This is a genomic window from Novosphingobium anseongense, from assembly GCF_037482895.1.
GTDB lineage: Bacteria > Pseudomonadota > Alphaproteobacteria > Sphingomonadales > Sphingomonadaceae > Novosphingobium > Novosphingobium anseongense.
On sequence record NZ_JBBHJZ010000002.1, the window covers coordinates 189,163 to 214,354 of the forward strand.

At 67.5% G+C, this 25,192-nt stretch carries 17 protein-coding genes; 7 read left to right on the forward strand and 10 right to left on the reverse strand.

Annotation, left to right across the window (positions count from 1 at the left end; all coding sequences use genetic code 11):
- Window positions 1–26: 26 nt before the first annotated feature.
- The 4 genes from WG901_RS09590 to WG901_RS09605 form a co-directional block, all read right to left on the reverse strand.
- Entirely contained in the window at window positions 27–1,151 is a 1,125-nt protein-coding gene (locus WG901_RS09590; RefSeq protein ID WP_339586844.1) for a ThuA domain-containing protein, read from the reverse strand.
- A gap of 23 nt (window positions 1,152–1,174) precedes the next feature.
- On the reverse strand, window positions 1,175–2,452 hold the full coding sequence (locus WG901_RS09595) for an MFS transporter (protein ID WP_339586845.1): 1,278 nt from the start codon (window positions 2,450–2,452) through the stop codon (window positions 1,175–1,177).
- Between the two features lie 82 nt (window positions 2,453–2,534).
- Window positions 2,535–4,694 (reverse strand): hypothetical protein, encoded by a 2,160-nt coding sequence (locus WG901_RS09600; protein WP_339586846.1) that lies wholly within the window; start codon window positions 4,692–4,694, stop codon window positions 2,535–2,537.
- Window positions 4,695–4,768: 74 nt separating this feature from the next.
- The gene (locus WG901_RS09605) at window positions 4,769–7,531 is read right to left on the reverse strand and encodes a TonB-dependent receptor domain-containing protein (RefSeq protein ID WP_339586847.1); all 2,763 of its coding nucleotides are present in this window, start codon (window positions 7,529–7,531) and stop codon (window positions 4,769–4,771) included.
- Between the two features lie 247 nt (window positions 7,532–7,778).
- Here WG901_RS09605 and WG901_RS09610 point away from each other — a divergent pair, with 247 nt between their 5' ends.
- Window positions 7,779–8,942 carry an ROK family transcriptional regulator gene (locus WG901_RS09610; RefSeq protein WP_339586848.1) on the forward strand — a complete coding sequence of 388 codons (1,164 nt, stop codon included), beginning with the start codon at window positions 7,779–7,781 and terminating at the stop codon, window positions 8,940–8,942.
- A gap of 58 nt (window positions 8,943–9,000) precedes the next feature.
- Here the strand turns inward: WG901_RS09610 and WG901_RS09615 are convergent, their stop codons facing one another.
- Window positions 9,001–10,068, reverse strand: coding sequence for a LacI family DNA-binding transcriptional regulator (locus WG901_RS09615; RefSeq protein WP_339586849.1), 1,068 nt, complete (start codon window positions 10,066–10,068; stop codon window positions 9,001–9,003).
- Between the two features lie 104 nt (window positions 10,069–10,172).
- Between WG901_RS09615 and xylB the strand changes: the two genes are divergently transcribed.
- From xylB to WG901_RS09630, 3 genes are read left to right on the forward strand one after another with little or no spacing between them, the layout of a single operon-like run.
- A complete protein-coding gene (gene xylB, locus WG901_RS09620; protein ID WP_339586850.1) occupies window positions 10,173–11,630 on the forward strand; it encodes a xylulokinase in 1,458 nt (485 codons plus the stop codon).
- Window positions 11,631–11,641: 11 nt separating this feature from the next.
- Entirely contained in the window at window positions 11,642–12,955 is a 1,314-nt protein-coding gene (gene xylA / locus WG901_RS09625; RefSeq protein ID WP_339586851.1) for a xylose isomerase, read from the forward strand.
- Entirely contained in the window at window positions 12,955–13,416 is a 462-nt protein-coding gene (locus WG901_RS09630; protein WP_339586852.1) for an aldose epimerase family protein, read from the forward strand. The genes xylA and WG901_RS09630 overlap by 1 nt, the downstream gene beginning before the upstream one ends.
- Here WG901_RS09630 and WG901_RS09635 read toward each other — a convergent pair.
- The 5 genes from WG901_RS09635 to WG901_RS09655 form a co-directional block, all read right to left on the reverse strand.
- A complete protein-coding gene (locus tag WG901_RS09635) occupies window positions 13,404–16,802 on the reverse strand; it encodes a glycosyl hydrolase (protein WP_339586853.1) in 3,399 nt (1,132 codons plus the stop codon). The two genes, WG901_RS09630 and WG901_RS09635, sit on opposite strands and share 13 nt — an antisense overlap.
- A 51-nt stretch (window positions 16,803–16,853) precedes the next feature.
- Window positions 16,854–17,867, reverse strand: a complete 1,014-nt coding sequence (locus WG901_RS09640) for an alpha/beta hydrolase (RefSeq protein ID WP_339586854.1) — start codon at window positions 17,865–17,867, stop codon at window positions 16,854–16,856.
- Window positions 17,868–17,964: 97 nt separating this feature from the next.
- Window positions 17,965–19,251, reverse strand: a complete 1,287-nt coding sequence (rhaI, locus tag WG901_RS09645; protein ID WP_339586855.1) for an L-rhamnose catabolism isomerase — start codon at window positions 19,249–19,251, stop codon at window positions 17,965–17,967.
- Window positions 19,248–20,159 carry an alpha/beta hydrolase gene (locus WG901_RS09650; RefSeq protein ID WP_339586856.1) on the reverse strand — a complete coding sequence of 304 codons (912 nt, stop codon included), beginning with the start codon at window positions 20,157–20,159 and terminating at the stop codon, window positions 19,248–19,250. Before WG901_RS09650 ends, rhaI begins: the two co-directional genes overlap by 4 nt.
- A gap of 25 nt (window positions 20,160–20,184) precedes the next feature.
- A complete protein-coding gene (locus tag WG901_RS09655) occupies window positions 20,185–22,326 on the reverse strand; it encodes a bifunctional rhamnulose-1-phosphate aldolase/short-chain dehydrogenase (RefSeq protein ID WP_339586857.1) in 2,142 nt (713 codons plus the stop codon).
- Between the two features lie 81 nt (window positions 22,327–22,407).
- On the opposite strand from WG901_RS09655, the gene WG901_RS09660 reads away from it, so the two are divergent.
- The 3 genes from WG901_RS09660 (at window position 22,408) to WG901_RS09670 (ending at window position 25,176) form a co-directional block, all read left to right on the forward strand.
- Window positions 22,408–23,814 carry an FGGY-family carbohydrate kinase gene (locus WG901_RS09660; RefSeq protein WP_339586858.1) on the forward strand — a complete coding sequence of 469 codons (1,407 nt, stop codon included), beginning with the start codon at window positions 22,408–22,410 and terminating at the stop codon, window positions 23,812–23,814.
- A gap of 87 nt (window positions 23,815–23,901) precedes the next feature.
- Window positions 23,902–24,678: a DeoR/GlpR family DNA-binding transcription regulator gene (locus WG901_RS09665; RefSeq protein ID WP_339586859.1), complete on the forward strand. Its 777-nt coding sequence runs from the start codon at window positions 23,902–23,904 to the stop codon at window positions 24,676–24,678.
- 132 nt (window positions 24,679–24,810) lie between these two features.
- Window positions 24,811–25,176, forward strand: a complete 366-nt coding sequence (locus tag WG901_RS09670; RefSeq protein ID WP_339586860.1) for a c-type cytochrome — start codon at window positions 24,811–24,813, stop codon at window positions 25,174–25,176.
- Window positions 25,177–25,192: the final 16 nt, after the last annotated feature.

The following is a 25,192-nucleotide window of genomic DNA, read 5'->3' on the forward strand; positions in this document are numbered from 1 at the left end:
CGCTCGCTGTCAATTCAATCGTCGCTTCAGCGCCGCGCAGCGCAGGCCTGCTTGCCGGAAATCGCCGCCCAATCGATCGCCGCTTCGAGCAGCGCCACATGGTGCGGTTCTGAATAAGTCTCGGGCCGATGGCCGATCGCCGAATAGAACATGCGGCCCTTGCCCACGCAGTTGGTCCAGGCGATCGGATGATCGTCACCCATGCGCAGGTTCTGGTTCATCATGCCCACGGGCTTGTAGCTGCTTTCGTCGAGCGTCGCGATCACCGTCGCGCCGATCGTGCGCGGGTTGGTGCGGAACGAATACCATTCGTCGTTCATCGTCCATTCGCGCGGCAGGCCGCGTGCGGCGGGATGATCGGGCGCCTGGACGATCACGCGCGCGTCCTGGAACTGCGGCGCCATCGGGTGGCCGATGAAGCGCGCACCGAGCAGACGGTCGGCATACCAGTCCCAGAAATAGATGAAATCGCCGGCGCTGCCATGCATGCCGACATAGGCTCCGCCCTTTTCGATCCAGGTCTGGAAAGCACGGCGCTGCGACAAGGTCAGGACGTCGCCGCTGATGTTATTCCAGATCACCGCATCGAACTGACGCAAAGTCGCCGGGTTGAAGGCGCCGCCTTTGTCGGTGACGACGAAAGCCCAGCCCTTGCGCTCGGCCATCGCGGTCAGTGCCGCGCGCGCGGCATCGACCGAAGGCCCGTCGCGGAAGCCGTTGATCTTCTCGAACAGCAGCAGCCGCGGCTTGCCCTTGGGCAGATCGAAGCGCGGCACGTCGTTGTCGTAGCGGGCGCAACGCGCGACCTTGTCGGCGGCGGTGACCGGCAGCTTTTGCAGTTCGGCATCGATCGCGGGCAGCGCCTCGGCCTTGATCCCGGTCATCGCGCCGCCTTCGCGCAGGCTCAGGATAGCCGCGAAGGTCGGCGGCGTGGTGCCGGCAAAGCGCGGCGGCAGCTTAGAAAAGCGGCCCGGCGCTGCTTTCTCGAGCACGGCCTTGGCCGCGGGGCTCAGCATGATGTCGACCAGTGGTGAGTCGACCGAGAACGGCGCATCGCGCAAAGGGCAGTCGGTCACGGGGCGGGCGGTGGCAGGCTGCGCCACACCAGCGACCATCGCGGCGGCCAGAACCAGGCCGGCAAATGTCTTCATAGTCTCTCTCCCGCCGCCGAGCGTCAGGCGCGCTCGGCCTCTATTTCTTCGAGGCTCTTGCCCTCGTTACGCGGGGCACCGAGCCAGCCGATGATAGCGCTAACTAGCAAGAACCCGACGAGTATCCAAGCCAAGGTGTGAAAGCCCGTCGCGGTCAGCATCGGCACGAAGAAGCTGAACACGCCGAGGCCGATGCGCACGACGGCGAAGGTGACGCCCTGGGCGGTCGAGCGCAGCAGGGTCGGGAACAGTTCGGCGCTCCACAGCTGGAAGAACGACTGCGCGCCGAAGCCCATGGCCGTCGCCATGATAACGATATGCACCACGGCGACCGGGCCGGTCAGCGGCAGCACCGCGAGCAGGGCCATGCCACCCACCTGCATCAGCGCCGAGACCAGGAACAGCGCACGCTGGTTGACCTTGTCCGACAGCTTCATGAAGACGAACCAGATCGACACGATGCCGAGCCCGAAAGTCAGGGCCTGCAGCGCGACGCTGGCCTGCTGGCTCTGCCCGCCGACGGTGCGCAGGATGTAGGGGAAGAAGAAGCCGTTGGTGCCCGCCCAGAGGTTCCAAAAGCCATACATGCCGATGAGGAACAGCATCGACTTGAGGTACTTCGGTTGGAGCAACTGCCGCCAATCGGATCTCTCGGCATGATCGTCAGCCGCGCGGGCTTCTTCCCAATAGCGCGATTCGCGCATGCGTGAACGCAGCAAGGTCAGGACCAGCGCGAGCACCAGCAGGTGCCCGAAGATGAAGCGGATGCCGAGCAGGCCAAAGGGCGCGAGGATCAGCCCCAGGGTCAGCACCACGACGGGCCCGAGATACCAAAGGATCTGCGCGATGCCGCTGTAGCGCGCGCGTTCGCGCTTGGGCGCGATCTCGGCGATCAGCGACCATGAGGCGGGGATGTCGGCTCCCACCGCGAGGCCGACGAGGACGAAGCCGAGCACGATCATCCACGGCGCCGACGCGAAGGTCAGCCAGGCCATGCCGAAGGCGTAGAACAGCATGTCATACTGGTAGATGCGCTTGCGCCCGAACCGGTCGCAGAGCACGCCGCCGATCAGCGCGCCGACGCCGGCCGAGATCGCATTGGCGCTGAAGGCGCCGATCAGGCCGATCGTCGTCGGGGTCATGCTGTAGAGTTCGGCCCAGAGCGCGAGCGCGGCCGAACCGGCGACAATCGAACCCGCGTCGATATAGTTCGCGAGGCCTGCCAGAATGGAATCGCGCATCGGCGACGGCCCCGCCTGCGGTGCGTCTAGCGTAGGGGCGATCGCCTCGGCCTGCTGCATTCCATCATCCCCGAATGATCTTTTTCGATCGATTATGCTCGAAATAGATCGTTAGCGGGAACGCTGCCGCGTGGCAACCGCATCACTTCACGACGACACGAACCCGGCCGAGGTTATCGATGCGCGTGTAGGGGGTGGCGGCGTCGCCCTGGCGTTGCGACACGCCGCGCAGGCCCGCGAAATAGGTCCCCGGCTTGTCGTAGCGGTAGGTCGTGGTGACGGTGGCCTGCTTCGCGCCACGCCGGACCGGCGAGGTCCGGGCGAAATTGCCGGTCCCCTCGAGGTCCCACTCGGCCGCGACCACCGAGCCCGCGCCAGGCGGCACCGCGATCGTGCCGCGGAACGAGACCGTCTGCCCGGCGGCGATCTCGACCTTGTCCGATCCCGCAACGCGCAATGTCACCACGGGCTGGATGCCGTGACGCTGAGCCGCGGCAGGCGGAACGACGACCTGGCCCTTGTCGATGCGGTAAGCGGTCGAGGCTGGCGGCGGCGTGCCCTTCTCCACCCAGGCCGCGAGATCGCTGAGCGCCTGCTGCAGCACGGATACGTAACTGACCACCCGGCTTGAGGCCTCGGTCGTCGGCTCGTCGCCGTGCAAGGCGTGATCGCTGTACCAGAGGCGGAAGTTCTGGTCGGTCTTGGCGCCGAGATGGTCCTTAACCCGCGCGCGGTACCAGTCGGCCTGCCAGGGCATGGCCTCACGATCCCAGAGCGAGGCGGCGACGATCATCTTGCCCTCGAAGCGGCCGGTCTGCAGCGAGCCCGAGGTCGACTTCACGAACAGCGGGCCGAGCAGCATGGGTCGCTGCGGATAGATCGGCGTACCGTCGGGCTTGCGGAATTGGTCCCAGACCGCGAAGTCGGGTCCGGGCACCTGGTGGCGGTGATAAGTCTCCATCGCCAGGAAGTTCGAATTGTCGACCGTGACCGCGTCGCCGGCCTTGACCAGATCGACCGCGCGCGGATCGGTGACGCCGAGCAATACGGCATCGCCGTCCAGCGTGCTCAACATCAGCTTCTTGCCCTTGGCCGCGCCGCTCGAGACGACGAGTTCGCCGCCGAGAAAATAGACCGGCGGCGGCATGCTGCTCAGCCGGAAGCCGACGACCTTGTCCGCTTCCGCGGGCGAGCCCTTGTAGGCGGTGTCGACCCCGCCGCGGTTGTTCGCCGCGAAAGGATCGGTGCTCAGCCCCAGCCGCGCGGCCTCGGCGGCGGTGATCGGCGCGGCCACCGTCGACTGGAACTGGACGCGGTCCCTGGTGAAGTATTCGGGATGATCGTGCCCGAGATAGCCGGGCTTGGTCCAGAAGTCGGTGAAATAGCCCGGATCGGCCAGGGCGACGCCGCCATAGAGCGCGGCGAAGCCGTGCAGGCCCATGGTCCTGTAGCCGAACCAGCTTTGCATCGGGAAACCCATCTGCTCGATCTCGCGCAGCACCGAGGCCTCGTAGGGCGTCAGCCCGGCATAGGGATCGCCGCTGCCGCCCGGCTCCATCGCATCGATGATGCCGGGAAACCTGTCACGCAGCACGCGCAGCGCCTGCATGCGCACGGTGAACATGTTGGGGATCGCCATCGTCGAGCCCGGGACATAGGGTACGACCCCATCCCAGACACCGCGGGTGTTCTCGATCGAGCCGATCGTGCGATAGGCGCCGCCGCTGCCGCCATAGGCATAGCCGTAGGGCCGCTTGCCGCCGTACATCTCTAGCGCGACCTTGCGCGAATAGGCGGCCGCCGCGGCATTGGCGCGATAGGCGGTGATGGTCGGATCGGACAGCGCGAGCGAACCCCTGGCGAGGTCGATCTTGCCACCACCGTTGGTCTCGATGAAATAGGCACCGGCGGCAATCGCCGAACCGATCTTGTTGTATTCGCCGGCCGGCATCGCCTGAGCCAGGTTCTCGTTGTCGGGCACCGGGGTGATGTGCTGGAAGAAGCGGCCCTGGTACTGGCCCTTGGCCGGGAAATAGAACGAGAAGCGTGTGTCGGTGCCCTTGAAGCCGCCGTGGACGTAGCGGTGGCGCACGGGTCCGTCGCGCCATTCGTCGACATCGATGTAGGGTTGCGCAAAGAAGGGGTCGCTGTCGGGCGAATAGAGCGCGGGCGCGGCGCGGCCCGGAGCGGGCTTGGGGGCCGAAGCGGGCGTGGGGGCCGGGTGGGCCTGAACGGCCACGCAGATGCCGCCCAGCGCCAAAGAAAACGCCAGCCCCCGGGCCAGCGCGCGCATGCTCAGCATTCCCATTCTCCCTATCCCGATAGTCTGCAGGAAGGCCCGCCGCGCACCGCGCAGGGGCCTCCCCATATGGCGGATCAGAACTTCTTCGAAACGCCGAGCACGAACATCCGGCCCAAGGTGAAGCCGTTGGCATAGCCGTTGTCGGCAGGGCCGGTCAGGAACGAGACCGGCGGATCCTGGTCGAACACATTGTTGACGTTCAAGGTGAAGCTCAGGTCCTTGAGTGCCGTGGCGTCGCTCTTGACCTCGTATTTGAAGAACAGGTTGATCACGTTGAACGCCTTGATGCGGGTCTGCACCGGGACGCTCGCCGTCGGCGTGATGGCGTAGCCGCCGCTGTGGTTCCAGGTGACCTGGGTCCGCAGATCGCCGATGTCGATGCCGGCGATCGCCTGCAGGAACAGCTTGGGGCCATCGTCCCTCGCCAGCAGATCGACGACCGGCGCGGTCGGCGTTACCTGCGACTTGCGCTGGAGCTGGTAGTTGACGTTGACGGCGAAATCGACGCCGCCGAAGCCCGTCGCGGTCGCATAGTTCAGCGATCCGTCGAGCCCGCCGACCTTGAGCGTGCCGTAGTTGTTGGTGCGGAAATCGACGGTCTCATAGACCAGGCGCGTGCCGATCAGCGGATTGATCACCGCCGCGCCGTTGGGCGCCAGCGCCGCGAAGGCGTTGAGCTGCGCCGCGCTCAGCCCGGCGACGCTCGTCGTGATGTTCGCGCCGAAGTTGGCGAAGATCTGCGAGTTGACGACAGGGGTCGAGAGGATGTCCTTGAACACCACGCGGTAGTAGCTGAGGCTGGTCTTGAGTCCCGGCACGAAGGGCAGGTCGGCGTCGAAGCCGACCGACCAGGTATCGGCCTTCTGCGGCTTGAGATTGGCCGCCGAGCCCTGCAGCGCGATCGTGTAGGAACCGGGCGCCGGCGTGTCGCCGGGGCGCGTGAAGGCGACGAAGGGGAAGGCGTTGATCGTGTTCGACAGCGAGCCCAGCTGATCGAGCGGCGTCGGCGCGGTGAACGAGGTCCCCCAGTTGCCGCGCAGCGAGAGCCAGTCGACCGGCTTGAACGTGGCACCGAGCTTCGGATTGAAGGTGTGCCCGAAATCGCTGTAATCGTCATAGCGACCCGCGGCCGAGACCACGAGCGAGGGTCCGCTGCCGCCGATCAACGGCACGTTTATCTCGCCGAACACCGACTTGACGCTGCGATCGTAGCTGATGAACGGGAAGCGGCTCAGCGATCCGATGGCGATGTCGGTCTGATAGCGCTTCTGGAAGCTGTCGTGCATGTATTCGGCGCCGATCGCCATGCGCACGTCGCCGCCGGGCAGTTCGAACAGCTTGCCGTCGGCGATCAGGCGCAAGTCGAGCAGTTCATCTCGCGCCTGGCCGGCGATCTCGTTGTTCATGATCGACGAAATGACCGCGGGATTGGTCTGCGCGAGATTGAACGGATTGAACGCCGTCGCGGTGGTCGTCCCCGCCCCGGCCGCGTTGAGACGCGTGGTGTTGGCGTCGATCAGCTCGAATCCCGAATTGCTGCGGCTGTAGTTGAACAGGCCGCGCACTTCCCAGTCGCCGCCGAGCTTCTTGGCGAGTTCGACATTGGCGCCCCATTCCTGGAGCAAGGTCTTCTGCTGCTTGCTGGCCGTGCCGAGCAGCGGCGCGAAGCTGAAGTCGACGGTTTCGCTGTTGGTGCAGAAGTTCGGCGTGCCGAAGCAGGTCGCCGGTCCGAGCGCCGCGCCGGCGGGGGCGATGGCGAAGGGGTTGTTGGGGCTGATCGTCACCGTTCCGAGGCTCGGTGCGGTGCCCAGCGTCGAGCGACGGCTGAAGAAGCCGCGCGCGGTGATCGTCGTGGTGTCGTCGAGCTCCTGATAGAGCCCGGCCATCGCGCCGTGACGCTCGGCCGCGGGAACGATCGCCGTGTTGGTCAGCTCGTCGCACCGGTTCGGCGTGCCGGCGACGAGGCTGGCTCCGGTGGCACCGGCGCGGTACGGATAGGTGACTTGCGAGACCAGCCCGCCGCCGAAGGCGGCCGGCAGATTGGTCGCGATGTTGATGTTGGGCACGGCGCACTGCGTGCTGCGGCCCGGATAGACGCCGTTGACCGGCGCCACCGAATAGTTCGACCGGCGGATGAAGTCGCGGTCGCCGCCGAACAGCGCGCGGTTCTTGGTATAGGTGTAGGACACCCAGAGCGAGCCCGAGCCCCAGTCCTTGCCCGCGGTCGCGCTCGCGTCCCACTGCCAGTAATCGTCGGCGATGCCGTAGTGCGCGTCGGCCTTGAGGCCGTCGAACCGCTTGCGCGTGACGAAGTTGATCGTGCCCGCGACCGCGTCGCTGCCATAGGTCGCCGAGCCGCCCTCGGTCGCCACGTCGACGCGCTCGATCGCGCCGGTGGGGATGACGTCGGGATCGGTCGAGGCCTGCGAGACACCGGCCGACGCGATGCGATGGCCGTCGATCAGGATCAGCGTGCCCGAGCTCGAGGCATTGTTGGGCGAGATCCGGCGGATGTTCGGGCGCGAGACCTGGAACTGGTTCACCGCGATCGCGAGATCGGCGGCCGGCACGTTGTTGAAGTAGTTGGTGACCTGCGGGATCGTCGCCAGCAGCTCGTTAGAGGTCAGCGAGGCCGTCTGCTCGAGCTTCTCCTGTCCGATCGCGATCGTGTTCGATCCGACGGGCGCGATGCCGCGGATCAGCGTGCCGGTGACGACGATCTCCTTGCCGCCATCCTGATCTTCATTCTGCGCCAGCGCCAGCCCCGGCGCTATCGCGATGAGCGCAACCCCCGCGAAAGTGAAACCGCGAAACGCGCGCACGTGTGACTTGGACATTGTTTGCCTCCCTGACTGCATCCTCTGACGGGTCTTGTGACACCGCCGCCCATCGATTGGTCCGATAGCGCTATCATCGGTTCGGGCGACCTTCGGGCCTTTGCCCGATCGGACGCGCCGAACGTCCCCTGAGACCCAGCCGATAACCGCGCCGCGCCCGGCCTGTCAAATTTATTTTATGTTCTAAAATAACATGCAATCGGCTTGGCAGGCCGCGCCAAGTCTGGGAAACAGCGGCGCGATGCGATTGTCCGATCAGGCATACAACCGACTGTCGGTGCTCAAGAAGCTGCGCGCGGCCGAGCCGATCTCGCGGACCGATCTAGCGCAGCTTTCCGGGCTCAACGGCGGCACGATAACCGCTATCGTCCGCGATCTCGTCGAGCGGGGGCTGATCGTCGAAGAGCGGATCGGTTCGCCGCGGGGGCGGCCGCGGGTCAATCTGCGGATCAACCCCGAGGGCGCTTTCGTCGTCGGCGCGACGATGTCCGACGACGGCAAGCTGCTGGCCGAAATCGTCGACCTGCGCGGCCAGAGCGTATCGTCGCACGTCGCCGATGCGCCGCCGCTGCGGCGGCTCGCCGATCTGGCCGAAGCCTTTTCGGCCACGATCGCCACGGCCATCGCGGCCGGCCCGATCCCGCGCGCGCAGATCTCGCAGGTCGGCATCGGCCTCCCCGCGATCGTGGTCGGCGAAACCGGCGTGGTCGAGTTGTTCGAGACCTTCGAAGGCGCGCCTTTCGCCTTCGCCGAGGCGATCGAGCGCGATCTCCGCATCCCGACGCGGATCGACAACAACAACAACATCCTGGCGCGCTCCGAGCACTGGTTCGGTGACGGCGGCGTCGATGATTTCACGCTCGTCGTCTTCGATCTCGGCCTCGGCGGGACGCGGTATCAGGCCGGGCAACTGCTGATCGGCAGCCACGGCATCGAGGCGGAATTCGGCCATACCAAGATCGTGCCGGAGGGCGGCCGGCCCTGCCATTGCGGTGGCCGGGGATGCCTCCAGGCGTACAGTTCGGTGAGCGCGATCGTCTTTCAGGCCTGCGAACTGCGCGGCGAACCGCGGCCGGGTATCGACCAGCTCCGTCGCCGGTTCGCCGATGTCGTGGACGCCGCGCAGGCCGGCGATCCGGACATGGCCGAACTCTTCGCGCGCGCCGGTCGCCTGCTGGGTCGCGGCCTAGCCAACCACGTCAACATGCAGGATCCCGAACGGATCGTGGTCCTCGCGAAGTCTCGCGAATTGATCGACCTCGTCGCGGCACCGTTCTTCGCCGCGCTCCACGAGGATACGCTGCCCGTGCTGCGCGATGGCGACAGGGTGACGTTCAAGCAGATGGACGACAGCAGCTACGCGCGCGGCGCGGCCGCGATGGTGCTCGAGCAGCTCTACCAGTTCCGCTAAAGTGTTTGCGAGGCAGGTGACATCACCTGCCGGCTCGGAAAATCGCGACGTAAAGACTTCAGTCGTGCGGGCGATCACCGTCGGATTCGCGCAGGACCAGTTCGAAATCCAGGCATTCGTGATGCACCGATGCCGCGCGCCCCAGGCGCTTGGCTTCGATCGCCGCGATCAGCAACTGCGTTCCGCGCCGCGCCATGTCCTGGATCGGCTGGCGGATCGTCGTGAGTTCGGGCCAGACGGTCGTGGCGATCGGCGTGTCGTCGTAACCGACGATGGTCACCTGGCGCGGCACGTCGAGGCCGTGGCGATGCGCGACCGCTGAGGCGGCGGCGGCCATGTCGTCGTTGCTCGCGAAGATCGCCGTGGGCGGCAAGGCCAGCGCGAGCAGCGTCTCAGCTGCGGCCAGGCCGCTGCGATAGGTGAAATCGCCCTCGACCACGAGGTCCGGCGCGAGTGCCCGGCCCGCTTCGCGCAAGGCCCGCCGATAGCCTTCGAGACGTAGCGAGCTGACGGTCTGGTTGGTGTCGCCGGTGATGAACGCGATACGCTCGTGCCCACGATCGATCAGATGCCGGGTCATGGCATAGGCCGCGCGTTCGTCGTCGATCGTGACGGCATGGGCGAAATCCACGGCGCGGCCCGTGGCGATCTGTACCATCGGCAGGCCGCGCGCCTGAAGCACGGCGAGCAGTGCGGGATCGTCGCAAAGCGGCGGGGGCAGCAGGACCGCATCGACCCGATGCGCATCCAACCGCGCGGCGAGCGCTTCGGCGCTCTCGGTGGCGGCACAGTGTTCGACCACAAGCTGCGCGTCGCTCGCCCCGGCCTCCTGCAGGGTGCCGACGAGGAATTCGCTCAGATAGGATGCGCTGGGGTTGCTGTGGAGCAGCGCGATCCGGCTCTGCCGCCCGCCGGCCAGGCTCCGCGCGGCCGAGTTGGGGACATAGTCGAGCGCGCGGATCGCCTCGCGGACCTTGTCGCGCGTGGCATCCATCACGGCAGTCTCACGGTTGATGACGCGCGACACCGTCATCGGCGAGACGCCGGCGAGCCGGGCGACGTCGGCCACGGTCGGCGCGCTTTGCGTCCGCCGCTTGCGTTTTCGCGTCTGCCCCGCCTCGACCATCGCTCTTGCCTATGCGGCGGAAGGCGATGACGCAAGCCGCAGAGGATGCTTGCTCGCCAGCAATGTTAGCGCTAACTACACGGACATTGGGAGTGGAAGAAGCGATGTTTCTGGGGATCGACGTAGGAACCTCGGGCGTAAAGGTCGTCGTCCTCGACGCGGCAGGAGCCTTGCGCGCCCAAGCGTCAGCGCCGTTGTCGGTGGCCCGGCCGCAGGCAACGTGGTCCGAACAAACACCCGACGACTGGTGGGCCGCTGTCGACATCGCGGTGCGCCTGCTCGACGCTGCGACGCGCCTGCAAGTGACCTGCATCGGTCTTGCCGGGCAGATGCACGGCGCCACGCTGCTGGGTGCCGACGATCGTCCGCTGCGCCCCGCGATCCTGTGGAACGACGGTCGCTCCTTCGCCGAATGCGAAGAGCTAGAAGCGCGCGAGCCGCGATCGCGGGCGATCACCGGCAACGTCGCCATGCCCGGCTTCACCGCGCCCAAGCTGGCCTGGGTTCGCAAGCACGAGCCCGCGCTGTTCGAGCAGATCCGCACGGTGCTGCTGCCTAAGGACTACGTTCGCCTCAGGATGACCGGCGACAAGGCCTCCGACCTGTCCGACAGCGCCGGCACGCTCTGGCTCGACGTCGCCGCGCGCGACTGGAGCGACGCCATGCTCGCCGCGACCGACCTGACGCGCGCGCAGATGCCCGCACTGTTCGAAGGCAGCGAGATCACCGGCCGGCTCCGCGCCGAGGTCGCCGAGGCCTGGGGCATAGACCGCGTGCCCGTGGTCGCCGGCGCGGGCGACAATGCCGCCGGCGCCGCCGGGGTCGGTGTGATCGGTGCCAAGGAAGACGGAGGGGGCGACGCGCTGCTCTCGCTCGGCACTTCGGGGGTGATCTTCGTCGCCACGCGCGACTTCCGTCCCAATCCGGCGCGCGCGGTCCACGCCTTCTGCCACGCGCTGCCCGAAACCTGGCACCAGATGGCGGTCCACCTCTCGGCCGCCGCCTGCATCGACTGGGGCGCCCAGCTCACCGGCCTCGACGGCCCCGCGGCGCTGTTCGCCGAGGCCGAAAAGGCCGGCCCCGCCAGCGGACCCGAACTGTTCCTGCCCTACCTCTCGGGCGAACGCACGCCGCATAACGACCCGCACGTGCGCGGCGGTTTCCTGCGCCTCGACAACGAGACCACGCGCGGCAGCCTCGCCGCCGCCGTGCTCGAGGGCGTTGCCTTTACCCATGCCGACGGGCTCGACGCGCTGCGCGAGGCGGGCACCCGCGTCGAGGAACTGCTCGTCATCGGCGGCGGCGCGCGCTCGCGCTACTGGGGGCGCATTCTCGCCGCGGCGCTGCGCGTGCGGCTTGCCTATCCCGAGGGCGGCGAGGTCGGCCCGGCGCTCGGCGCGGCCAAGCTCGCGCGGATGGCCGCGCTCAACCTCTCCGCCGCCGAAGCCTGCACGCGGCCACCCGTGGCCGAGGTCATCGAGCCCGATCCCGCGCTTGTCGAAGCGCTCGCCCCCAAGCTCGCAAAATTCCGCGCGGCCTATGCCGCGATCCGCGATCTCTGAAAGGAAGCCCCATGTCCGCCGACTATTTCGCCGCCTTCGACACCGTCCGCTTCGAAGGCCCCGACAGCACCAGCGACTTCGCCTATCGCTGGTACGACAAGGACCGCGTGGTCCTGGGCAAGCGCATGGAAGACCACCTGCGCTTCGCGGTGTGCTTCTGGCACACCTTCTGCTGGCCGGGCAGCGACGTGTTCGGCGGCGGCACCTTCAACCGCCCCTGGCACGCCGGCCCCAACGACGCGACGCGCGCGCGCGCCAAGCGCGAAGCCGCGCTGGCCTTCGTCGAGAAGCTCGACCTGCCGTTCTACTGCTTCCACGACGTCGACGTCATGGCCGATGCCGAGGACGCCACGGGCTTCCGTCGCAGCTTCGCCGAGGCGGTCGACCACCTCGAAGCGCTGCAGAGCCAGCACGGCCGCAAGCTGCTGTGGGGCACTGCCAACCTGTTCAGCCATCCGCGCTACATGGCGGGCGCCGCGACCAATCCCGATCCCGAAGTCTATTCGTGGGGCGCGATGCAGGTGCGCGACTGCCTCGAGGCCACCCACCGTCTCGGCGGCGCGAACTACGTCCTGTGGGGTGGCCGCGAGGGCTACGACACGATCCTCAACACCGAGATCGGCATCGAGCAGCAGAATTTCGGCCGCTTTCTCAACCTCGTGGTCGAGCACAAGCACCGCATCGGCTTCACCGGCACGATCCTGATCGAGCCCAAGCCGCACGAGCCGACGAAGCACCAGTACGATTTCGACACGCAGACGGTCTACGGCTTCCTTAAGCGCTTCGGGCTGGAGGACGAGGTCAAGGTCAACATCGAGGCCAACCACGCGACGCTGTCGGGCCACACCTTCGAGCATGAGATCGCCATGGCGCGCGCGCTCGGCCTGTTCGGCTCGATCGACGCCAACCGCGGCGATCCGCAAAACGGCTGGGATACCGACCAATTCCCCAATTCGGTCGAGGAACTGACCCTCGCCCTGATCGAGATCATCCGCGCCGGCGGTTTCACCAATGGCGGCTTCAATTTCGACGCGAAGGTCCGCCGCCAGTCGATCGACGCGGCCGACCTGTTCCACGGCCACATCGGCGGCGTGGATACGATCGCCCGCGCGCTGCTGCGCGCCTCCGCGATAGTCGAGGACGGCCAGCTCGATGCCTTCCGCGCCGAGCGCTATGCCGGCTGGCAGGGCGAACTCGGCAAGGCGATCCACGCGCCCGAAGCGACGCTCGCCTCGGTCGCCGAACATGCGATCACCAGCAATCGCGCGCCCGAACCGAAGTCCGGTCGTCAGGAGTGGCTGGAAAACCTCGTGAATCGCTTCTGATGCTGGCGCTGTCGGCCGGCGATTATGCCCTGACGCTCGCGGCCGAGCGCGGCGGGGCCTTGTCGCGGTTCGACTGGCGCGGAAGGCCCCTGCTGCGACGATCGTGTGGCCCGCACAACCGCGCGCTCGATCACGGTTGGCGCGGGAAATGGTCGGTGGCCAGCAGCAGCGCGTGTTCGGCGACGCTGCTGCTGCACCACGTCGGCCGCGACTGTACCTACATCGCCAGCCAAGCCTTCGCCCTCGACGCGGCCGGACTGACGATGACGCTATCGCTGGTCAACCTCGGCCGACGCGCCCTGCCCGCGGACATCGGTTTCGGGCTGGACCTCGACGACGTCGAGATCGTCGCGCTGCATCGCGAGGCCGGCGGCCCGGTGCTGCTAACCTCGGGTGCGGTGCGGTCGGCCAGCCTGAGGCTGCGCGCGACCGCCCGCGAAGAGCTTTCCTACTTCGGCTGACCGAGCAAGGTCACCGGCCCGATCAAGCCCGAGCGCCGCAGCGGTGCATTGGCCTTGTAGGTCGGCAGCGGCGTCCAGGTGAGCTTCGTCGCGCCGGGCTGCTGGTCTCCGATCAGGCGGTTGACCCAGAGGTTGGCGACGCGGACCTGCAGGCTGTTGCGCCCCGGCTTCGCCGTAGCGCCGATATCGACGCGATAGGGCGCGTGCCAGGCCGAGCCGGCGAGCTTGCCGTTGACCCAGACTTCGGCGACTTCCTCCGCCTCGCCCAGATCGATCCACAGTGGCTCGCCGCGCTTCCAGCCGTTCGGCGCGGTGAAGCCCTTGCTGTAGGTGGCCACGCCCGAGAAGTACTTGATCCCCGGATCGGCATTCTCGTCAAGCGGCGCGAGGCTGGCGAAGGTCGCGGTCGCCGGGGCGCCGCGCTCGGCCTGGAAGGCGACCTGCCAGGCGCCTTCCAGCTTACCGACTTCGGCCGGCACCAGCTTCTTGATCGCCAGCGCATCGGCCACCGCGGGCTTGCGGAAGACGACGTGGACCGCCTCGTCGGCCGCCAGGGTCAGCGGCACGATCGTCTCGCCGCCCTCGATGCGGTAGCTCAAGGCCTCGGACTTGCCGCTCTCGGCATGCCACAGTTCGGGCGCCTTGCCGGTGACGCGGAAGCGCGCCTCGATCGTCTCGGCGCGATCCTTGCGGTTGGCGAGGAAATAGCTGTCGCCATCGGTCAGCTTGCGGTGGACGAAAGGAATTTCCGCACCGTCCTGCCCGCCGGTGAAGCGGAAATCGGGCGTGACGCCGATCGTCCGCAGGCCGGCCTCGACGTCGTTCGAGGCGATGACACGGCCTTTGCCGACCGAGGTTTCGGCACGGCCCGACCACAGCTTTGCGACCAGCGTGCTCCACGCCGCGGCCTCACCCGATAGACCCGGGTTGCCCTCGGGCTTCATGCCGATGACCGTCGCCCCGCCCTCGACCAGCGCGGCGAGCTTGCGCAGGGTACCCAGCGTCATCTTGCGCGACGACCCGCCGAGGTAGATCGCGCGATACCGCGCGCCGCCTGGCGTCACCACTTCGCTACCCTCGTTCGCCAGCGCATCGTTCAACGCGTCGGCATTGACGAAGTCATAGGCATAGGCCGTCGGCGCATCCGCCACGGCCTTGTCGCCATAGAGCCCGGTCAGCGGCGCTTCCTCGCCATAGAAGTAGCCGATGTCGGCGACGTTGCGGCCCTGCTGCAGCATCAGCGAATTGCGCGCCATGTAGTCGACCCACGGCTTGGCCATTTCGGCCCAGGTCTCATGCCGGTTGAAGTACTGGCCGAAGATGAACAGCGAGATGCCGGGGATCTTGTCGTCCACCGGCTGGTGAACCGAGGTGTGGACTACGGGCCGGTTGACGCCGTGGACGAATTCGAGATCGATGACTCGCTTGAGGTCGTTGGGGCCATAGTTCCACGGGTTCATCGACGCCGTCATCGATTCCGCCGCGACCAGGTTCTGGCCATAGATATGCGCGACCGAGGCGGCCCCCTTGATGTCCGCGAGATAGGTCAGCTTCGGACCCTGCGCGCGCGAATGGGTCCACATCGCCGCCATCGGCACGTCGGCTTGGCGACGCATCGCCATGTCGTCGCCCAGCGAAGGACGATGATCCTCGAGCGCCTCGCCATAGACCTTGAGGCCGTTCTCGTGCGCGACCTTGGCGACCGTGCCGTAGTGCTCGCTGGCCAAGAGGTCCGCCAAGGTGCGGCGGTAATCGTAGAGGAACTTGTCGCTTTCGGCGCGCGAACCGATGACCGCGCCGGTCAGCGCCGGCAGCCACGGCGTCGGATCGTAACCGCGCAGCCGCTGGAACTGCGCGATCATCTGCGGCGTCCAGTTCGCCGCGCCGACTTCGATGGAATCGGTCAGGATCGCGCGGACGCCCTTGTCGCCCAGCATGCCCGGGCCGGCGGCATCCTTGTACATGCCGATGTAGTGCTCGAGATAACGGCGCACCGCGGCACCGTCGAACTTGTCGACCTCAAGGCCGGTGGCCTCGGGCGGCGCCGGATGATTGGTCGTGCCGAGCAGCGAATAGCCGAGGCGCAGCACGCGCCAATTGCCCTTGGGCGGGGTCCAATCGAGCGTGCCGTCGGGCTTGAGCCGCGCGGTCAGGTCGATCACCGCCGAGGGCGCCACCCCCGCGGAATCGGGCGCAGACGTGCCGAGCGCATAATAGTCCTGCGTCAGCTCGAAACCGGCCTTGGTCTCGTAGCGATCGATGCGTGGGGTTTCGAACAGGCGGAAGTCGTTGACCTTGAGCGGCTGCGTTCCCATCCCGGCGAAGGCCGCGCCGATGTCCATGGCGATGCCCGGCGCGGGCGGGCCCAGATTGACGCCCAGGCTCTTGACCGGACTGAAGGCGATGCGAAATTGCCGTGCCGTGACCGGCGCGAAGGCGAAAGTGCTGGGCACCTGCGCCAGCGGGATGTCCGACACCGTCCGCCAGGCCTTGCCGTCGTCGCTCACTTCGAGCCGCGCCGTGTAGAGCGCGCCGGTGAACATCATCGCCGCGCCCTTGACGAAGACGCTGGCGGCCTGGACCGTCCGCGGCTTGGCATATTCGAGGACGATCGACGGAGCGGGACCGTCCTTCTGCTGCGTCAGGGTCACGCCGGCGGTGATGTCGTCGTCGGCGAGAAGACCGGCGTCGAGCGGCTTGCCCGCGCCGTCGTGCGCCGTCGGCAGTGGTACCGCCTTCCCGCTGATCGGAAAGGCCAGGACGGCGACGTCGGCATAGTGCTCAGCGCCGGGGACCTTGCGCTCGATGCCCTGCATCATCTCGCCCGGGCCGCTCGCTTTCGGCAGCGACTGGAACGGCCCGGTGACCGCGGGCGGCGCGGCGAGCTTGCCCGCGAAAGGCCTGCCGCCAGCGACCTCGGTCTCGCTCCAGACCAGCTTTTTGAGCCCGTCCTCGGGCTTGACCCAGGGCCCGCCGGTTTCCGACCAGCCCGGCGAGGCGGCGATCGCCAGTTCCAGTCCGAGCCGGTCGGCCTCGCTCGCGGTGAAGCGGAAGGCGTCCTTCCAGCCGGGCGTCATGTAGACGAGCCGGTCCTTGACGATCTGCGGCGTCATCAGGTTGGCGTCGAAGTTCTGCATCCCGCCGATGCCGACCCGCTTCATCCAGGCTAGGTCCTTGGCGATGCCGTCCTTGGTGACGTTGCCGTTCATCCAGTGCCACCAGACGCGTGGCCGCGCCGCGTTCGGCGGATCGCGGAACTGGTCTTCGAGCGAGGGTGTGGCAGAAGATTGCGCAGCCCCCTTTTCGGTTTCCTGCGCCATGGCCAGCAGCGGCGACAACGCCGTGGCTGCGATCAGGCCAAGGCGGATCGCGATCGAACGGTTCATGCCTGTACTCCCAGCTACTCTTTGGTTGAAATTCGTTGCCAGAAGCCAGCGTCAGCCGATTCCAAGTCCTCGGCGCAGGGCATCGATCTTGGCGGAAGCGAAGCGCTTCGACACGGGCGAATCGGCCGTGTCGAAACCATGGAACGCGCCGGGAACGACGATCAGCTCCGACGTGACCCCGGCAGCGTTGAGGCGCTGCGCATAGTCGACGTCCTCGTCGTAGAAGAGGTCAAGAGAGCCGACGCCGATCCAGGTGGGCGGCAGGCCGGCCAGGTTCGTCACGCGCGCGGGCACGGCCGCGGCCGGCACGCGCCGACCGCCGGGCTCCATGCCCAGGAAGCTGCGCCAGCCGAACGCATTGCGCTCACGCGTCCACAGCAGGCGACCGATGTGCGGCGCGGGCTGGCGGGTGCTACCGGTGCGATCGTCGATCATCGGATAGACCAGGCACTGAAACGCAACCGGCACCTCGCCTCGATCGCGCGCGACGATCACCAGGATCGCAGCATGACCGCCGCCCGCACTCTCGCCCATTACAGCGATGCGGGCCGGGTCGATGCCCAATTCGGCGGCACTGGCGTGGGTCCACTTGAGCGCGGCGTAGTTGTCCGCGGTCGAGCCGGCGTAGCCGGTCTCGGGCGCAAGCCGGTAGTCCACGCTGACCGCCGCGCAATCGAGCGCCTGGCAGATGCCCTGAAGGTCCGCATAGTTTTGCGTGGCGTTGCCGATAATGTAGCCGCCGCCATGCATGTGGACGATGACCGGGCGGCTCGCACCCGGTCTGGCGTTGATGAGATGGACCGTGACCGGCGGCTGGCCCGGGCCGCCGGGGATCTGGCGCTTCTCGATAGCCGGGGTTGCCAGCTTCTTGATCGGCTGCGCTTCCATGCCCTTGCGCATCATCGGCAGGTTGGCGGCAGTGAAGCCGGGCATCATCTTGCCCATCGCGACGAACTGCCGCGCCATCGCCCGCAACTCGGGATGGACGTAGCGCGTGACGTATTCCTCGTCGGTAAGCGCAGCAGGCGATTGGGCCGCTGCCGTCCCGATCCCCAGGAGGGGCACTGCCCCCCCCGCTGCCAACGCCCCCGCGATCATCGTCCGCCTGGATAATTGTTCCGCCACTGCCCTCTCCCTGCTGCCTTCTTATCTATCGCCGGTTTTAGACGATCCCGGCGCCGAGCCCGACGGGCTTGCGCTCCTGCGCCTTGCGCTCGCGCCAGCGGCTGGCGCGATAGGTCGCGAGCACGTCGATCGCGCCGCCGGCCTCGGCCCGTGCCCTGGCCAGGATCGGCGCGACGTCGATGGTGTAAGGGCGGCGCAGCGCCTGGAAGGCCATCATCGTGTCGTTGGCCTCCTGCGCCGCGTGCAGCGCCTCGCGATCGACCAGCAGCGCCTTGGCGAAGCAGCTCGTGATCGCCTCGGCCGAGGACAGCATCGATTCGATCGGGTCGGTCACGTTGTGCGACTGGTCAATCATGTAGCTGGGGTCGAAGCCGTCACGCGGGTGCGCCTCGGCCTCGACCAGCTCGTTGAATACGAGGAACAGCTGGTGCGGGTTGATCGAGCCCGAATCGAGATCGTCGTCGCCGTACTTACTGTCGTTGAAGTGGAAGCCGCCGAGCTTGCCGAAGCGGTGGAGCCGGGCGACGATCTGCTCGATGTTCACGTTCGGCGCGTGGTGGCCGAGGTCAACCAGGCACTTGGCCTTGGGGCCGAGCTCCTGCGCGGCGAGGATCGACGAACCCCAGTCCGAGATCACCGTCGAATAGAACGCCGGCTCGAACATCTTGTGTTCGAGCAGCATGCGCCAGTCGCCGGGCAGCGCCGCATAGACCTGGCTCGCCGCGTCGAGATAGCGATCGAGGCTGCGCGCGAAGTCCTGTTGGCCGGGGAAATTGGTGCCGTCCCCGACCCAGACGGTGAGGTCGCGCGAGCCCAGCTGCTGGCCGATCTCGATGCATTCGATGTTGTGCTCGACCGCCTGGGCGCGCGTGGCAGCGACGGTCGAGGACAACGAGCCCGTGGCATAGGTCCGCGCCTGGCCGGGCTGGTCCTGGAAGGTGTTCGAATTGACCGCGTCGAAGCCGAGGCCGAGCGCCGCCGCTTCCTGGCGCAGACCCTTGTAGTCGCCCACCTTGTCCCAGGGGAAATGCGGGCTGACGCGCGGGGTGACGCGGCTCAGCTGCTGGATGACCGCACAGTCCTCGAGCTTTTCGTGGATGTTGGTCGGCTCGCCGGGAATCGGGAACTTGGCGAAGCGCGTACCGCCGCGACCCGCACCCCAGCTCGGCACGGCGACCGAGAAGGCGGCGACGCGGTCCTTGATCGCGTCGATCGCCAGGCCGCCGCGTGCGAGCTTGCGGCCGAGCGCGTCATAGTCCTCGTCGAGCGCGGCGATCTCGCGCGCATTGGCTTCGGCGATCAGGTCTTCGGAAAGCACGGTCATCGGTCGGCCTTCTTGAGAAAGCCCTGCATCGCGAGCCAGGCGGTGAACTGATCGAGCAGCAGGGTCGTGGTCGTGCCCGGCGCGCCGAGGCCTCCGAAGCCGTGGCCGCCCTTCTGGTAGGCATGGAGCTCGACGGGGCGCTTGGCCCGCTGCCAGGCGGCGGCGATCGGGAAGGTCATGGGGCGGAACAGCGGATCGTCGAAAGCGATTGCGTCGAACATCGGCGGTGCGCCAGCGGGCACGGTCTCGACCGCTTGAGGACCATAGACGTAACCGAAGAAGGCCGGCTGCTCGGCCTGCGGCACAGTCTGGACCAGTTCGAGCGCGGTCATCGCGCCGGCCGAAAAGCCGATCAGACCGACACGTGCGGGATCGACCTTCCACTCGGCGGCCCGGCTGCGGACCAGCCGCAGCGCGGCCAGGGCATCGGCGGTCGGATCGGGATGCCGAACGGCCAGGACGGCCGCCGGATCGTTCGGAGCCGAACGGAAGCGCTCCATCATCGCGGCGAGGAAGGCCTTGCCCTCGACCGGCGTGGTTTCCAGGCGATACTTGAGCACGAAGGCGGCGATGCCGCGATCGGCCAGCGCCTTGGCCACGGCGAAGCCTTCGGTCTGCATCGACAGCATCAGGAAGCCGCCGCCGGGCGCGACGATCACCGCCGCGCCGGTCGCCTTGGCCGGATCGGGCAGCACGGGCGTCAGCGTCGGCTGGGTGACGTTGCGGACCACCGGGTTGCCGGCCTGGAGCATGTTCCAGACCTCGCTCGAACGGCTCGCCCCCTTGGACGCCGGCAGGGCGATCGCGGCCGGATCGGCCAGCGGCTCGATCGGCGCGAGGCTCTGCGCCGCAGCCGCCACGGGGCAAGCTAGCGCTACCAAAATCGTCCAGATCGTCGCTTTTCTCATGGTTCTTCTCTCCCGGCTTGCGTCGCTAGCGGGTGAACGCTTGCGCGTTCCCCGCGTCGACGTTGATCATGTTGCCGGTCGACTTTGCCGATGCATCGCTGGCGAGGAAATAGACGGCTTCGGCAATATCCTCGGGCAGGACGTCGCGCCCCAGCATCGAGCGGTTGCGATAGTGCGCTTCGAGTTCGGCGCCCGGATCGATGCCGTGAGCGCCCGCGCGTTCCTGACGCCAGTCGCCGTCCCAGATCTTCGAGCCGCGGATCACCGCATCGGGATTGACCACGTTGACGCGGATGCCTTCGGGCGCACCTTCGAGCGCGAGGCAGCGCGCGAGGTGGTTCGCCGCCGCCTTAGCCGAGGCATAGGCGCTGGCATTGGTCGCCGCGGCGACGCCGTTCTTCGAGCCGATGAACACGACCGAAGTGCCGCCCTGCAGCTTCATCCGCTTGAGCAGCGGCCAGGCGGCGCGGCTGGTCAGGAAATAGCCCTCGGCGAGAACGCTGTAATTGCGGTTCCACAGGTCGACCGTGGTGTCCTCGATCGCCGCCGACGAGGCGATGCCGGCATTGGCGACGAGAATGTCGAGCCCGCCGAATTCGCGCGCGCAGGCGTCGAAGGCGGCCTGGACCTGACCCTCGTCGGTCACGTCGCAGACCACGGCACGGACCCCGTCCTGGCCGAAGCGCTTGGCGAAACCGGCGCGGACCTCTTCGACCGCCGCCGCGTCGCGATCCGCCAGCATGACGCAGGCGCCATCGGCCAGCAGCCGCGCCGCCGAAGCCGCGCCGATGCCGCCGGCGCCGCCGGTGACCAGTGCGATCCGGCCGACCATCGGCTTGGGCGCGGGTATGCGCTGGAGCTTGGCTTCCTCGAGCAGCCAGTATTCGATGTCGAAGGCTTCCTGCTCGTCGAGGCCGATATAGCCGGCGCCCCCGTCTTCTTTGAGCGCCTCGGCCCCGCGCATCACGTTGATCGCGTTACCGTAGAACTCGCCCGCGAGGCGCGCGGTGGTCTTGTCGGTGGCGAAAGTGATGCGACCGAGGCCGGGAACCAGCACGACCACCGGATTGGGATCGCGCATCGCCGGCGAATTGGCGCGTTTGCAGCGCTCGTAATAGGCGGCATAGCGCGCGCGATAGGCTTCGAGCTGCTCACCGAGATAGGCGTCGTCGGTCAGCCGCGCGGCATCGAGCGTCAGCGGCGCGATCTTGGTGCGCAGGAAATGGTCGGGGCACGAAGTGCCGACCGCGGCCAAGCGCAGGAAATCGCGCGAGTTCACGAATTCGAGCGTCTCGGCATCATCCGAAAAATGACCGACCTTACGCCCAGAACCTGGTTTTTGGCCGGTCATCAGACCGCGCAGGCGGGGCATAAGGTCGGCCGAGGCGGCGGCGCGATCCAAGGCGGAGAGAGAATCGACCACGCCGCCGAACGCCGGTTTCCCGGCGAATTTGATGTTGAGATAGGTTGCCGCCTGGGCGATCAGATCGATCGTATGTTCGTAACAGGCCTTGGCGCTGTCGCCCCAGCAGATGATCCCGTGCCCGGCGAGCATCACGCCCTCGAGCCCCGGATTGGCCGCGACATAGTCGCGCAGCTGGACGCCGAGCGTATAGCCCGGGCGCTTCCACGGCAGCCAGCCGATCTTGCCGCCCCAGATCTCGCACGTCGCCGCCTCGCCGCCGGAGCTCGCGGCAAGCGCGATGATCGCGTCGGGGTGGACGTGGTCGACGTGGGCGAAGGGCAGCAGCGAATGCAGCGGCGTGTCGATCGAGGCCGCGCGGCCGTTCAGGTTGAACGTGCAGTGCGGCAGGTAGCCGACCATCTTGTCGTCGTCGCCCGGGCCCGCGTAGTGCGCCTCGAGCGATAGCAGCCTGTCCTGATAGAGCGTCGCAAAACCATCGAGCTTCATCGAGCCGATATCGCCGCCCGAACCTTTGACCCACAGCACTTCGACGGCCTTGCCGCTCAGCGGATCCACCTCGGACAGCTTGGCCGAGGTGTTGCCGCCGCCGAAATTGGTCACGGTCAGATCCGAGCCGAGCAGGTTCGAGCGATATAGCAGCAGTTCGGCTGGCGACAGGCTCGCGGCCATCGCATCGTCCCAGCGGCTGGATGGAACGGCGAAAGGGATGGCGGCTTGGGACGGCACGGTCAGGACGTTCATGCTAGGGCGGTAGCGATTTTGCCTTGTGCAATCAATCTCTTTCGATAACAAACAATCATAAACGCGCATTGAGGGGCCAAATTGAGCGAAGCTTTCGCCATCGTCGTCGATATCGGCAAGACCATGAGCAAGGTCACGCTGTGGTCGCGCGCGGGCAGGCTGCTCGACCGACAAGTGCGCGCCAATGCCGTGGTCGAGCAGGACGGATTGCGTCGGCTCGACGTGGCGGGGATCGGCGACTGGCTGGTCGAAACGCTGGCCCGCCATGCCGGTCAACCGATCGCGTACCTGATCCCGGTGGGCCACGGTGCAGGTGTCGTCGGCCTGCGAGACGGCTCACTGGCCTTTGCGCCGCTAGACTACGAGCAGGCGATCCCCGAGACCGTGCTCGCCGCCTATCGCCGCCAGCGCGATCCTTTCGCGATCACGGGCTCGCCGGCCCTGCCAAACGGGCTCAACCTTGCGGCCCAGCTGGACTGGCTCGAAGCGCGCAATCCCGCCACGCTCGACGGCGCAACGCTGCTGCCTTGGGCGCAATACTGGGCCTGGTTCCTCTCGGGCCGCGCGGTCAGCGAAGTGACCAGTCTCGGTTGTCACAGCGACCTCTGGGATCCGTCGCGGCAGGGCTTCGCGCCAATGGCCGAGCGGCGCCGCTGGGCAGCGCGCTTTGCCCCGATGGCCGCGGCCGGCGATGCAATCGGCCCCCTGCGCCCCGAACTGGCCGCGCGCACCGGCCTGCCCGCAACGGCCAAAGTGCTCGCCGGGCTGCACGATTCGAACGCGGCGCTGCTGGCCGCGCGCGGCTTCGCCGAGATCGCCGAGAACGAGGCGACGGTGCTGTCGACGGGCACCTGGTTCATAGCCTTACGAACGCCCGGGCGCGATTCAGCCGAACCCCTGGCGCTGGCCGACCTGCCCGAGGCGCGCGACTGCCTGGTCAATGTCGACGTCCATGGCCGCCCCGTGCCCTCGGCGCGATTCATGGGCGGGCGCGAGATCGAGACGCTGATCGAATTCGACACGCGTCGCATCGACATCAAGCCCGATCAGCCGGCGCTGCTCGCCGCCGTGCCCGCAGTGCTCGCCACCGGCGCGATGATGCTGCCGACGCTCGCGCCGGGCTGCGGCCCCTTCCCCGACGCCCGGCCGCGCTGGATCGCCGAGCCCGACGATCCCTTCGAACGCCGCGCCGCAGCCTCGCTCTATGCCGCGCTCGTCGCCGACGTGTCGCTCGACCTGATCGGTGCGCACGAGCGCTTGCTGGTCGAAGGCCGCTTCGCCGAGGCCCAAGTCTTCGTCCGCGCGCTGGCGGCGCTGCGGCCGGGGACCACGGTCTATACGGCCAATGCCCACAACGACGTGTCGTTCGGCGCGCTGCGGCTGGTCGATCCGCAGTTGCGCCCCCAGGGCTCGCTCTCGCGGGTCGCGCCGCTGGCCGGCGACCTCGGCGCCTATCGCGCGCGCTGGCGCGCGGCGAGCGCAACATAGCCTGGCCATGGATTTCCCGGCACATCCCGGCCATAGGCTTTTGTGCGCAGCACGGCGCGGCCTGATCGTGCGACCGGGATTAGAACAATGCACGCCGAACAACGCGAACGCCTGATCCTCGAAGCGATCGAAGCCAGCGGCTTCATCGCCTATCGCGATCTCGAAGCGCGCCTCGACGCATCGCCCGCGACGATCCGCCGCGACCTGACCCGACTGGAAAAGGCGGGCGCCATCGTCCGCGTCCACGGCGGCGCCAAACCCGCGACCGAGGCGAAGAACGGCCGCACCGGCTTGGCCGGCACGCCGTTCGAGCAATCGATCACCCAGAACCTCGCGCAGAAGCAGGCGATCGGCCGCGCCGCCGCCGCGCTCTGCGAGCCGGGCGAGGCGGTGATGATCGACGGCGGCACGACGACCTTGCAGATGTGCCCGCATCTCGACGGGCTCGACCTGCAGGTCCTGACCAATTCGCTGCACATCATCGACGCGCTGCTGCCGCAGTCGGGCACGCGGCTGCTCGTGCCCTCAGGGGTGATCTTCCGCGAGCAAAACATCATCCTCGCCCCCGCCGGCGAGGAATCGATGCCGCGCTTCCACGCGCCCAAGCTGTTCATGGGCGCGGCGACGGTCGGACCGCAGGGGGTGATGCAGCAGGACGTCATCCTCGTCGCCGCCGAACGACGGCTGATCGACCGCGCCGAGAGACTGATTCTGCTGGTCGACAGCTCGAAGTTCAACACCGCGGCCGGAGCGATCGTCTGCGCGCTCGACGAGGTAGACGTCATCGTCACCGATGCCGGCATCCCTGCGGACATGGCTGAAATCGTGCGGAAATCCGGGGTGGAGCTGATCATCGCAGACTGATCTTGCGGAACCGCACGCTCATCGCGCTTGCACTCCGGCCTCGATGCGATAAAACGAACGATATCGTTCGATAAAGATTCCGCGTGCGGGCCGATGAGGTCCAGCGGCGGTCGCCCAGAGGATAGCCGGCTCGTGACATTCCGTCGTTCCATCATTGTCGTCGTCGCATCGACGCTTTTCGCCATGCCCGCGGTCGCCGCCGACAAGCCCGATGGCGAGGCGGTGTTCCGCCAGCGCTGCCAGTCGTGCCACGGCACGCCGCAGCGTCCTTCGCCGCTCGGGCCGAACCTGACCGGCGTGGTCGGGCGCAAGGCGGCGGCGACGCCCTTCGCCTATTCGCCCGCGCTCAAGGCTTCGGGTCTGACCTGGAACCGGGCGACGCTCGACCGCTTCCTGACCGCGCCCGGACGCGCCGTTCCGGGCACGCGGATGGTCATCAGCCTGACCGATCCGGCGCAACGCGCGGCCGTGCTCGACTACCTCGCCTCGCGACGCTGACGGCAAGCGGGGAAAG